At 71.2% G+C, this 11,245-nt stretch carries 14 protein-coding genes; 1 reads left to right on the top strand and 13 read right to left on the bottom strand.

The features are described 5' to 3' along the window. Window positions 1-12: 12 nt before the first annotated feature. Both ACK4UM_RS12180 and ACK4UM_RS12175 read right to left on the bottom strand, forming a co-directional pair. Window positions 13-417 carry a PIN domain-containing protein gene (locus tag ACK4UM_RS12180; RefSeq protein ID WP_409799179.1) on the bottom strand — a complete coding sequence of 135 codons (405 nt, stop codon included), beginning with the start codon at window positions 415-417 and terminating at the stop codon, window positions 13-15. After that, entirely contained in the window at window positions 407-634 is a 228-nt protein-coding gene (locus tag ACK4UM_RS12175; protein ID WP_409799176.1) for an AbrB/MazE/SpoVT family DNA-binding domain-containing protein, read from the bottom strand. The genes ACK4UM_RS12180 and ACK4UM_RS12175 overlap by 11 nt, the downstream gene beginning before the upstream one ends. A gap of 148 nt (window positions 635-782) precedes the next feature. Between ACK4UM_RS12175 and ACK4UM_RS12170 the strand changes: the two genes are divergently transcribed. Continuing rightward, window positions 783-1,046, top strand: coding sequence for a type II toxin-antitoxin system VapB family antitoxin (locus tag ACK4UM_RS12170; RefSeq protein WP_409799173.1), 264 nt, complete (start codon window positions 783-785; stop codon window positions 1,044-1,046). 52 nt (window positions 1,047-1,098) lie between these two features. Here the strand turns inward: ACK4UM_RS12170 and ACK4UM_RS12165 are convergent, their stop codons facing one another. The 11 genes from ACK4UM_RS12165 to ACK4UM_RS12115 are packed head-to-tail and all read right to left on the bottom strand — an operon-like array spanning window position 1,099 to window position 11,244. Beyond that, window positions 1,099-2,658, bottom strand: coding sequence for an isochorismatase family protein (locus ACK4UM_RS12165; RefSeq protein WP_409799170.1), 1,560 nt, complete (start codon window positions 2,656-2,658; stop codon window positions 1,099-1,101). 10 nt (window positions 2,659-2,668) lie between these two features. Further along, entirely contained in the window at window positions 2,669-3,520 is an 852-nt protein-coding gene (locus ACK4UM_RS12160; protein WP_409799167.1) for an N-acyl homoserine lactonase family protein, read from the bottom strand. Window positions 3,521-3,531: 11 nt separating this feature from the next. After that, window positions 3,532-4,413, bottom strand: coding sequence for an amidohydrolase family protein (locus tag ACK4UM_RS12155; protein WP_409799164.1), 882 nt, complete (start codon window positions 4,411-4,413; stop codon window positions 3,532-3,534). Further along, a complete protein-coding gene (locus ACK4UM_RS12150; protein WP_409799161.1) occupies window positions 4,410-5,498 on the bottom strand; it encodes a vWA domain-containing protein in 1,089 nt (362 codons plus the stop codon). The genes ACK4UM_RS12155 and ACK4UM_RS12150 overlap by 4 nt, the downstream gene beginning before the upstream one ends. Next, window positions 5,495-6,376: an AAA family ATPase gene (locus ACK4UM_RS12145; protein WP_409799158.1), complete on the bottom strand. Its 882-nt coding sequence runs from the start codon at window positions 6,374-6,376 to the stop codon at window positions 5,495-5,497. Before ACK4UM_RS12145 ends, ACK4UM_RS12150 begins: the two co-directional genes overlap by 4 nt. Beyond that, on the bottom strand, window positions 6,376-7,398 hold the full coding sequence (locus tag ACK4UM_RS12140) for a xanthine dehydrogenase family protein molybdopterin-binding subunit (RefSeq protein WP_409799155.1): 1,023 nt from the start codon (window positions 7,396-7,398) through the stop codon (window positions 6,376-6,378). Before ACK4UM_RS12140 ends, ACK4UM_RS12145 begins: the two co-directional genes overlap by 1 nt. Continuing rightward, on the bottom strand, window positions 7,398-9,056 hold the full coding sequence (locus tag ACK4UM_RS12135; protein ID WP_409799290.1) for a xanthine dehydrogenase family protein molybdopterin-binding subunit: 1,659 nt from the start codon (window positions 9,054-9,056) through the stop codon (window positions 7,398-7,400). Before ACK4UM_RS12135 ends, ACK4UM_RS12140 begins: the two co-directional genes overlap by 1 nt. Before the next feature lie 26 nt (window positions 9,057-9,082). Beyond that, window positions 9,083-9,559 (bottom strand): (2Fe-2S)-binding protein, encoded by a 477-nt coding sequence (locus tag ACK4UM_RS12130; RefSeq protein ID WP_409799152.1) that lies wholly within the window; start codon window positions 9,557-9,559, stop codon window positions 9,083-9,085. After that, complete coding sequence (locus ACK4UM_RS12125; protein ID WP_409799149.1) at window positions 9,556-10,362, bottom strand: FAD binding domain-containing protein; 807 nt, start codon at window positions 10,360-10,362, stop codon at window positions 9,556-9,558. The genes ACK4UM_RS12130 and ACK4UM_RS12125 overlap by 4 nt, the downstream gene beginning before the upstream one ends. 1 nt (window position 10,363) lies before the next feature. Continuing rightward, window positions 10,364-10,807 carry an SRPBCC family protein gene (locus tag ACK4UM_RS12120; protein ID WP_409799147.1) on the bottom strand — a complete coding sequence of 148 codons (444 nt, stop codon included), beginning with the start codon at window positions 10,805-10,807 and terminating at the stop codon, window positions 10,364-10,366. Next, on the bottom strand, window positions 10,807-11,244 hold the full coding sequence (locus tag ACK4UM_RS12115) for an SRPBCC family protein (protein ID WP_409799144.1): 438 nt from the start codon (window positions 11,242-11,244) through the stop codon (window positions 10,807-10,809). Before ACK4UM_RS12115 ends, ACK4UM_RS12120 begins: the two co-directional genes overlap by 1 nt. Between the last annotated feature and the right edge of the window lies 1 nt (window position 11,245).

The following is an 11,245-nucleotide window of genomic DNA, read 5'->3' as shown; positions in this document are numbered from 1 at the left end:
CGGGGGTCGCGCCTACCCGCGATCGGAGAACGGATCGACGATCCGCAACGCGCCCTCGACGAGCATGCCGTCCTGCATGTCCTCCGAATAGAGCCTCGTGCATCCTGCGAGCAGGGCGGCTGCGACGATCATGGCATCGTAGACGGAAAACCCGTAACGCGCGCCCAGCGCCCGACCGAGATCGTGGACCTCCGCCGTGACGTCGACCACGCGGCACAGGCGCCGGATTCCCCAGAGGAACTCGCTCGCCTCGGCCCAATCCATCGCTCCCTTGCGGATGCAGTTCACCAGCGCCTCGTTCAGAACCTGGACGCTCACGACGCCGCCGTCGGCGAGGAGACGCTCGGCCGCCTCGGCTTTCGGTCCGTCGTCCAGAAGGTACAGAACGACGTTGGTGTCGAAGAAGTCAGCGCTCATGCGCATCGTCGCGGCGGAGCCGATCGCGGGCCGGCAGGCGGCCTCTGAAGCGGCGCAACGCCGCCAGAACCTCCTCCGGGCGCTCCAGACGCCTCACCACGTAGCCGCTCTCGTCGGCATGAAGCGTGATCTCGTCGCCCTCCCGCAAGCCGAGCTTCCGCACGATCTCGGCGGGTAGGCGCACCGCGAGCGAGTTTCCCCATCGGGAGACCAGCATGACGTCTCTCCTTCACGACGCCGCCCTTCGGATACACGGTCGAGAATGTATATCCGCCCGCTCTCGCCCGCAAGGCTCCCCGTCAGGGGGTCGCGAGAATCGATTTCCTCCATGGTGGACGCTAGGGTGGAAATAGAGAGGATCGACGATGCCGCTGAACATCGAGGACGAGGAGGTGACGCGTCAGGCTCGGGAGCTGGCGAGGCTGACCGGTCGCTCGATGACGGAGGTGGTGCGGACCGCCCTCACCGAAAAGCTCGCGGCTATGGGTGCCGGAGATCGACGAGAGGATGGCGAGGAGCGGCTGCGTCGGATGCTCGAGCTGGGCCGGCGGATTCGCGCCGATCTCGGTCCGAAAGCCGGCACGAGCGCACACGACGATCCGTACGATTCCGACGGAATACCATCGTGATCACCGCGGGCTCGGCAGAGGAGACCGAGGCGACATACGGCCCCCTCCCCCGTCACCTCAGCGCATCGATCACCTCCTCGACCCTCGTCACCAGAGCCACGTTCTGCATCGCGTAATCGATGCTCGCGCGGTGCCAATCGGCGTTCATGGTGCTGCAGCCATCCTCGGGGATGATCATCACGTAGCCCTTGTCGGCCCCCGTGCGCGCCGTGTGCTCGATCGACATGTTGGTCCAGGCGCCGGTCTCGATGAGGATGTCGCGCCCCTCCGCCTTGAGGATGCGCTCGAGCGGCGTGCCCTCGAAGGCGGACATGCGCGCCTTGCGCACGACGTGGTCGCCCGGCTTCGCCTCGAGCCCCGGCACGGGCTCCGCGCCCCAGGAGCCCTCGACGAGCGCGTTCGCGTCGACGCAGCCCTCGAAGAGCGGCGCGTTGAGCGTCATGTCGCGGGCATCCGCCCTGCGCACGAACCAGACGTGGATCACCGGGATGCCGCGCGCGCGGCAATGCTCGGCGAGCCGGGCGATGTTGGCGATCGCGTTCTGCTCGCGGCAATGGTTCGGGCTGCCCGAGGCCGCGAAGGCGCCGCCCTCCATCACGACGTCGTTCTGCATGTCCTGGATGATCAGCGCGCAGCGCTCGGGATCGAGCCGCAGCCCGCCTCCCTCCTCCCGCGGCCGCGCATGCGCGCGTCCCCGCGCGCGCATGAAGGGCTCGGGCCGCGGGCCGATCTTCACGGGGATCGCGTAGACGCTCGTCGTGGCGCAGACGTAGAGCGTGCGCCAATCCTCCCCGCCCCAATGGAAATTCGCCGGCAGCTCCGGGATTGCGACCTTGCCGATGTGGCGCCCCTCCGGCGAGTAGACCCACAGGCCTCCCGGCGCGCAGCACCAGACATTGCCCTGCGCGTCGCATTTCATCCCGTCGGGCACGCCGGGGAGGAGGCTGTCGCGCAGGCCGCTGGCGAAGAGGCGTCCGTTCGACAGGCGCCCGTCCCGGCCGATGTCGTAGACGCGGATATTGGCCTGCTCCGTGTCGTTGACGTAGAGACGGCGCTCGTCGGGGCTGAAGCAGAGCCCGTTTGGCTGGGTGAAGGTGAAGCGGTCGACCATCAGCTCCGGCTCGTCGCCGGGGCGGTGGCCGGGCGCCATCCGGTAGACGCCCTGGAAGCCGAGCTCGCGCGGGCGCTCGACGCCGTAATGCGGCATGCGGCCGTACCAGGGATCGGTGAACCAGATCGCGCCGTCGGACGCGACGCAGATGTCGTTGGGAGAGTTCAGCTCGCGCCCCTCGAACCGGCTGCACATCACCTCGCGGGTGCCGTCGGGGCGGAAGCGCGCCACCGAGCTCGTGGAATGCTCGCAGACGAGGAGGTTGAGGTCCCCGTCATAGGTCATGCCGTTGCCCTTGTTGGAGGGCCGCATCACCTCGCGCACGCCCGCCCGATCGAGCTTGCGGCGCACGTCCCCGGGCATGTCCGAGAACAGGAGGTGCTGCTCCACCGGATGCCAGATCGGCCCCTCGGTGAAGACGAAGCCCGAGCCCGCCTGGCGGACGGGGGCGTGCTCGTCGATCAGGTCGCGGAAGGCGGGGTCGAGGGCGGTATGGGCCATGGCCGCGCCCTCACGCCGGGAACCAGTCGCGCCGCGGCACCGATTGCGAGACCGGGCCGGGGACCGCCATGTCGAGCCGCCCCACCACCTGCCCGCCCTCGATCTTCGCGGGCTTGTCGTGGACGGGCAGGAGATAGCGGGCGTCCGAATACATCAGCTTGCGGATCGCCGCCTTCTCCGCGCGCTTCGAGCCGCCGTGATTGCCGGTGACCTGGTATTCCTCCGGCCCGAAGCTGCGCACCGGCTCGACGATCTGGTCGTTGAAATCGTAGATCACGTCCCCGCAGATCGTCGCGATCCCGTCCGCGGTCTCGACGTGGACGTTCATCGAGCCTTCCGTATGGGCGCCCGCGGCCTCCAGCACGATGCCGGGCAAAAGCTCGATCGGGCCGGAGATCTCCAGATCCTCGAGCCTGAGCGCGCCGGGCGTGTGCAGGCGCTCGACGAGATGGATGATGTCGGGCTTCGGATATTGCGGGTGCATCAGGCCCGAGACGGAATATTCCATCTCGCGGCGGTTGATCACGACCGTCGTCGACATGGAGAAATGGTCGTCCTTGCCGGCGTGGTCGATGTGGAGATGGGTGTGCAGCACGTAGCGCACGTCGCCGATGCGAACGCCGTGATTGGCGAGCTGGCGCTCGATCATGTTCTCGTGGAACTGGAGCCCGCGCATGCCGAGCGTCGCCATGATGGCGTTGTCGCGATAGCCGGTGTCGACGACGACGGGGTAGCGCCCGCCGAGGATCAGGAAGCCGTAGACCGGCACGCGGCGGGTGCGGCCGCAATCGCGGCCGAGCACGAGGAACGAACTCTCGAGCTCGATGTCCCCGAAATCCAGGATCTTGATCTCCAAAGCCATCCTCGCCTCCCTCACAGCCGGTAGACCCGGCACGCGGTGTCGTGAAAGATCGCGGCGCGCGCGCTCTCGTCGAGCGCGGCGGTGGCCGCTTCGTGGGCGTCGAGGAGCGGGCCGTAGGCGGTCCAGAGCTTCTCGATCGGGAAGTTCGAGCCCCACAGGCAGCGCTGCGGGCCGAAGGCGGCGATCGTCTCGCCGGCAATGAGCGCGACGAGATCGCGGTCGACGCGGTGGACGAAGGTGCCGAGCCCCGAGAGCTTGGCGCAGACGTTCGGGCGGGCCGCGAGCGCGGCGATCGCCTCCCTCCAGGCAGCGAACGCCGCCGCGCTCGTGTCCTCGAGCATGCCGGCATGCTGGAGGACGAAGGTCGTGTCCGGGCAGGCATCGACGAGCCGGCAGGCGGGCTCGATCTGGCCGGCGAAGATCTGCAGCTCGAAGACGAGGCGATAATCGGCGAGATGCCCGACATTGCGCACGACGTTCGCATCCGCGGCGAGATCGGCGCGCGCGGCGAAGCGATAGACCGGGTTCTCGTGCCAGTGCAGCTGCTGGCGGATGCCGCGCACGCGCGGATGGCGCACGAGGCGATCGAGGGCGGGGCGCACGTCGCGAACCGTCATGTCGGCATAGGCGACGCTCGCCTGCGGCCAGCCGGTCTCGCGCGCCACGTCCTCGATCCACGCGGCTTCCGCATCCGCCTGGTCCGGCGCCCAATTCGCCTGGACGTAGACCGCCGCGACGACCCCCGCCCCCGCGATGTCGGCGCGGTATTCGGAGATCGGGTAGTCGCGGCGCAAGGGCTCGTAGGGGCCGAAGATGCGCGGCACCATCGGGCCCGAGAGCCAGGGCAGGTCCGCCCGCCGCCAGATGTGGAAATGGGAATCGACGATCCTCATCGCGCGGCCCTCCCGAAGCGCAGGATCTCGCGCGCGATCGCATCCGGAGAGGAACCGTCGGCGAGGCGGTCGAGATGGGGCAGGATCGCGCGCATCGCCGCCGTCTGCGGGCGGTAATCGGGGTCGCCGGCGAGCGGCGAGAGCCACAGCACGTGGCGCGCGAGCCCCCGCAGCCGCGCCATCGCCGACACGAGCGCCTCCGGACCGCCGCGCTCGAGCCCGTCCGAGAGCACGATCGCGAGCGCGCCGCGCGCGAAGGCGGCGAAGCGCGGCACCGAAAGGAAGGTCGCGAGCGCCTCGCCGAGCCGGGTGCCGCCGTCCCAATCCGCGACGAGGCCCGACGCGCGCGCGAGCGCCTGGTCCGGGTCGCGGGTGCGCAGCGCCTGGGTGACGCGGGTGAGGCGCGTGCCGAGCGTGAACACCTCCGCGCGCTCCGCCCCGCGCATCAGCGCGTGCGCGAGCCGCAGCGCGCCCTCGGTCGAGCTTTTCATGCTCCCCGAGACGTCGATCAGGAGGAGGACCGGGCGCTGGCGGAGGCGGCGCGCGCGGCTCGGCAGGCGGGTGATCTCGCCGTCGCGCCGCAGCATCTCGCGAAAGGCGCGGGCCGGGTCGGCGCGGTTGCCGCGCGCGCGCCGGAAGCGGCGCGAGCGGCGCCGCGGCAGCACCTTCGGCAGGGCCCGCGCGAAGGCTCCCTCCCCTTCGCCGGCCGCGAGGCGGCGCTGGAACAGCCGCTCGACGGCGGTCGCGGCGCCGCCGGAGGGCTCGTCCTCGTCCGGGTCGGCGACGAGGTCGAGACCGGCGGAATCGAAGGCGGCCGGCATCTCCTCGGGCGCCCCCTCCCCCGGCACCTGGAAGGCGCGGCCGAGGAAGACCGCGTCGAAGACGTCGTCGAAGAGCTCGGCGCGGTCGGGGCCCGGCCCGAACACGGCATGGGCGGCGCGGCGCACGTCGCGGATGGTGCGCGGACCGAGGAGCCCCACGGCCGCGAGGAAGCTCTGCGTCTGTTCCGGCGCCGCGGAGAACCCCGCCGCGCGCAAGGCCGGCGGGAAGGCGAGGAACGGGGCGAGCGCGACGGGGAGGCTCATGCCGCCTGGCCTCCGATCAGGGCCTCGATCCGCGGGCGCACGAAGGCGAGATCGTCCTCGTCCTTGAGGACGACGCCGATCGCGCGGGCGAAGGCCGCCGGCCAGGGCGTGCCTTGCGCATTGAGGAGCGTCGCGGCTTGCGCCCATTCCACCGTTTCGGCGACGCCCGGGGGCTTGGCGAGCGGCTCGGCGCGCAGCCGGCCGACCGCGGCGACGACGCGGCGTGCGGTCTCCTGCGCGACGCTGGAGGCGCGCATCGTGACGATCTGCGCCTCGAGCGCGGGATCGGGCCAGCCGATCCAATGGTAGACGCAGCGCCGCCGCAACGCCTCGTGCAGCTCGCGGGTGCGGTTCGAGGTGAGGACGACGACGGGGGGCTCGGCCGCGCGCACGGTGCCGCGCTCTGGGATCGAGATCGTGAAATCGGAGAGGAATTCGAGCAGGAAGGCCTCGAATTCCGGGTCGGCTCGGTCGATCTCGTCGATGAGCAGCACCCGGTCGCGCGGGGCCTGCAGCGTCAGGAGAAGCGGACGGGCGATCAGGAACTCGTCCGCGTAGAGGTTCACCCAGGTCTCGCCCGCCTGGCGGATGGCGAGCATCTGGCGGGGGAAGTTCCAGTCGTAGACGGCGGCGGCGGCGTCGATGCCCTCGTAGCATTGCAGGCGCACGAGCTCGCGGCCGAGCACGCTCGCGAGCGCCTTCGCCGCCTCGGTCTTGCCGACGCCGGGCGCGCCTTCGAGCAGGAGCGGCTTGCCGAGCGCGAGCGCGAGATAGGCCGCGGTCGCGAGGCCCTCGTCGGCGACGTACTGCGCCTCGCGCAAGGCCCGGCCGAGCGGCTCGGGTCCGTCGATGCCCTGGATCGCGGGGCGCACCGGCATCAGAGCCGCCTCCGCGGCTTGGCTCCGCCCTGCGCGCGCAAGGCCCGCAACACCTTCTCGGGCGTCACCGGCAATTCGTCGATGCGCACGCCGACCGCGTCGTAGACCGCGTTGACGACGGCGGGGAGGACGGGGTTCGCGCACATCTCGCCCGGCCCCTTGCCGCCGTAGGGCCCGTCCTCGGCGGGGCGCTCGAGCACGCTGATGTGGTGGGGCGCGAGATCGCCGGGGCCGGGCATGAGGTAGGTGTTGAAGTCGACCGGCGCGTGCTCGCGTGCGGGATAGAGCGGCTCCGTCGTCTCCCAGGCGGCGTGCGACATGCCCATCCAGGCGCCGCCGCGCAATTGCTGCTCGACGAGGCGGGGGTTGAGCGCGCGGCCGACCTCGTAGGCGGATTGCATGTCGAGAACGGCGACCTCGCCCGTCTCGTCGCAGACCTCCACCTCGACGAGCATCGCGGCGTGCGCGAAGGTCGTCACCGGCGTCATCTCGCCGGTTTCCGGATCGACCTCGGAGAGCGGGATCAGGAAGATGCCGCGCCCGGCGATGGTGCGGCCCTGCCGGAATTGCGCGGCCTGCGCCGCCGCCATCGTGGTGATCGTCCGCGAGGGCGCGCCGCGCACGTGGATGTTGCCGCGCCCGTCGGTGACGAGATCGCCCGCATCCACCTCGAGCTCCTCGGCCGCCGCCTCGAGCATCACCTGACGCGCCTCCTGCGAGGCGCGGATGACGGCGTTCCCCATGCGGTGGGTGCCGCGCGAGGCGAAGCTGCCCATGTCGTGGGGGCCGGTGTCGCTGTCGGCGGTGTCGACGTAGACGTCGTCCACCGGCACGCCGAGCGTCTCCGCCGCGATCTGCCGCACGACCGATTTCATGCCCTGTCCGAGATCGATCGCGGAGAGCGCGACGGTGAACTTCCCGTCCGGGTTCGAATGGACGAGGGCCTGGCTCGGGTCGCCGCCGAGATTCATGCCGATCGGGTAGTTGATCGCCGCAAAACCGCGGCCGCGATGGAGAGCCATCAACGCCTCCGGAAGCCCGAGATGGAGGAGAAGCGCAGGGCGCCGGCGCGGCCGGGAGACGGCGCGGCGGGGGGCGGATCGCGCGGCGGCGGCGGTTCGGGGCGATGCGACGGCGGGCTCGCGGCGGGCGCGGACCGCGCCTGGGGCGCCGGCCCCGTCGGGGTCGCGCGCGCGCCGAACGGATCGCTCGCGGCGGCGCCCTTGCGGGCGTAGTTCGTCGCCTTGTACCCGGAGACGCGGCCGTTCTCGTCGGTCGCGGTGTGGGCCGGCAGCCGTGCGCGGTCGCCGCCGCCGCCCGCGCGCGAGGAGGCCGCCATCAGCTCCGGCGAGAGCTTCACCCCGGCCTTCTGCGCGACGACCTGGCAGCACTCGATCAGCGCGCAATTCTTGGCGAGCCGCCGATGCGCCTTCATGTCCCCGTCGCGATAGGCGTTGAGGATGCGAAGCGCGATCGGGTCGATGCCGACCGTCTCCGCCACCTTGTCCATATGCGCTTCGATCGCGAAATCGACGCCGGTGATGCCGAAGCCGCGCATCGCGGTCGCGGGCGTGCGGTTCGTGTAGACGCAATAGACGTCCGCCGAGACGTTCGGGATCGTATAGGGCCCCGGCAGGTGGCCGACGCCCTTGATGATCGCGTAGGAGGACAGGCGCGTATAGGCGCCGCTGTCGAAATAGCCGGTGAAGCGGCGCGCGACGATGCGCCCGTCGCGCATCACCCCGTCCTCGATGTACCAGCGCTCGGCCCCGCGCGGCGCGCCGACCTGCATCTCCTCCTCGCGGTCCCACATATACTTGACCGGGCGACCGGTGAGCATGGCGCCGAGGATCGCGAGCGGCTCGTGGATCGAATCGACCTTGCCGCCGAACCCGCCGCCGACCGTGCCGCCGATGAAGTGCAGCCGCGAGGAGGGCATCGCGAGCACCTTCGCGGCGGTGCCGAGGGAGAAGAACAGGGCTTGCGTCGAGGTGTAGCAGACGTAGCGGCCGTTCTGCTCGGGGGCCGCGATGGCGCCGCAGGTCTCGATCGGCGCCTGCTCGATCGGCGACATCTGGTAGCGGCCCTTCACGACGTGGTCCGCCCGCGCCAAGGCGGCCTCGACGTCGCCGTAGCGCAGCTTCTGATGGTCGTACTTGCCATGATAGACGAACTTGTTCGTCGGGTAGATGTCGAGCACGGTCGGCGCGCCGGGGCGGATCGCCTCTTCGACGTCGAGGACGTGCGGGAGCACTTCCCAATCGATCCGGATCGCGGCCACCGCGTCGCGCGCCTGCGCCTCCGTCTCCGCGATCACCGCGCAGACCGGCTCGCCGCGATAGCGGGTGCGCTCGGTCGAGAGGACGGGCTCGTCGTCGATGCCGAAATCGAGGAGGCTGAGCAGCGTGTTGAGGTTCACCGGCACGTCGCGCCCGGTGAGGATGCGCACGACGCCCGGCATCCGCTCGGCGGCCGAGGTGTCGATGCGCCGGATGCGCGCGGCGTGGTGGGGCGAGCGGGCGCAGCGCAGATGCAGGAGGCCGTCGAAGAGGTGGTCGTCGTAGAAGGGCGAGCGTCCCGTGACGTGCCCGACGATGTCCTGGCGGCGCGTCGGCTTGCCGATCTCGTTCAACGTATCGTCGCGCTCGTCGGCGAAGAGGTCCTTGCGGAACTCGATCATCCCGCCCTGGACCATCGGCGTCCCGGTCATGCCCGCACCCTCCCTTCGGCGACGTCCAGGATCGCGTCGATGATCGGCTCGTAGCCGGTGCAGCGGCAGACGTTGCCGGAGATCGCCTCGATCACCTCCTCGCGGCTCGGGCGGGGATTGCGGTCGAGGAGCGCGCGCGCCGAGACCAGCATGCCCGGCGTGCAATAGCCGCACTGCGCCGCGAAGCGCTCCATGAAGGCGACCTGCAGCGGATCGAGCTCGGCGCCCTTGGCGAGCCCCGCCGCCGTGCCGACCGCGCGGCCCTGGACCGCGACGGCGAGGACGAGGCAGGCGAGGTGGGGCACGCCGTCGATCGTCACCGTGCAGGCCCCGCAGGTGCCCTGGCCGCAGCCGTATTTCGGCGAGAGGTCGCCGACGCCCCGGCGCAGGAAGTCGAGCAGGTTCTGGCCCGGGCTCGCGAAGGCCGCTCGCGGGCTGCCGTTGAGGGTGAAGGTGACGGGCTCGAGGCTCATGCCATGCTCTCCAGCAGGCGACGCAGATGCACGCCGGCGACCTCGCGCCGGTACCAGGCCGAGGCGAGCGCGTCGCTCGGCGGATCGAGCCCTTCCGCCGCGGCCTGGGCGGCGCGGGCGATGGTGGCGGCGTCGAGCGCCTGTCCCTCGAGCGCCCGCTCGGGGCCGGGCGCGCGCAGAGGCGTCGGGCCCATCGCGCCGAAGGCGACGCGCGCGCCGCGGATGCGCCCGCCCTCGCGCGGCAGATGGGCCGCGATCGAGAGGACCGAGACGCCCTTGGGCTTGACGCGGGCCACCTTCAGCCACCCGAAGGCGCGCGGATCGCGCGGGCGCGCGACCTCGATCGCGGCGACGAGCGGCGGTCGCCCTCCCCCCGTCTGCCGGTCGCGCACGAGATCCTCGACCGCGCGGGTGCCCCCCTGGGCGAGGAGCGCGCGGGCGCCGAGCGCGATCAAAGCCGCGGCGAAGTCGCCATAGGGGTGGGGCGCGAAGAGATTGCCGCCGACGCTCGCCATCGCCCGCACCTGCGGCCCACCGACTGCGCGGGCGACGGGGTGGAGGAAGTCGAGATCGCGGCTCGCGAGGATCTCCGCCATGGTCGCCCCGGCGCCGATCCGCACCCCCTCCCCGCCCGCCTGGATGGCGCGCAGAGCGGGGTCGGTCGCGCGGACGATCGCGCCCTGCAGCGCGCCCGCGTTGACGGCGCGCATCACGAGCGTTCCGCCGCCGAGATAGGTGGCGCCCGATCCGACGGCGCGGGCGGCGTCGGCGAGGCTCGCATGGGTCTCGACGCTCACCGCCATCTCAGGCTCCTCCCGCGAGATGCGCGCGGATCGCGTCGAACCCGCTCTGATAGACGCCTTCGGATACCATCGCGTGCAGCTCCTTCTCGCGTCCCGGCGGGGCGTCGAAGCGGCTCTCCCAGTGCCAGAAGGTGCGATCCCCGTCGGTGACCGGGGCGAGCCGGACATGGGCGACGTAGTTGAGGAGCGGCACCGGGGTATCGAGGAGGCAATAGGAGAACGCCATGTCGGCGTCCGACAGGGTGAGCAGGAGCTCGCGCAGATGCGAGCCGTCGCGCAGATGGAAGCTCCTCACGCAGCCCACCTTGTCGGAGGGCAGGCCGCGCTCGACGACGCTGTCGGCGACGATCGGATGCCAGCGATCGTGGCCGTTGAAGTCGCGCAGGACCTCCCACACGGCCTCGACCGGCGCATCGACCACCGTCGATTTGACGACCTTGACCATCAGCCCGCCACCTGCCGCTTGAGGGCGTTGAAGCCCGCCTGGAAGACGTTGGTGCCGATGCCCGAGACGAGACCCTCCTCGGCCTCGGGGGCGCAGTCGAACTCCGCCGTCCATTCCGCGAAGGTGCGGTCGCCGTCGGTGACGGGGGTCAGCCGCAGGGTCGCGACGTAGCCGGTGAGCGGCATCGGGGATTCGAGGATCGAATAGGTGCAGAAGAAGTCGTAATCGGACAGGCCGAGCAGCTTCTCGCGAATCCTATCCCCGTTCTGGAGATGGAAGTCGCGCACGCAGCCGACGCGGTCGCTCGGCTCGCCGTTCTCGATCCGGCTGTCGCGGATCGCGGGGTGCCAGCGCGGGAGCGCGTTGAAGTCGCGCACCCGCTCCCAGACCTTCGCCACGGGTGCGTCGATGACGGAGGAGACGTAGACGCGCGCCATC

The sequence above is a fragment of the Salinarimonas sp. genome, from assembly GCF_046292825.1.
In the GTDB taxonomy this organism is placed as follows: domain Bacteria; phylum Pseudomonadota; class Alphaproteobacteria; order Rhizobiales; family Beijerinckiaceae; genus Salinarimonas.
The sequence above is the reverse complement of the archived record's forward strand: the minus strand, read 5'-3'. Positions and strand labels throughout refer to the sequence as shown.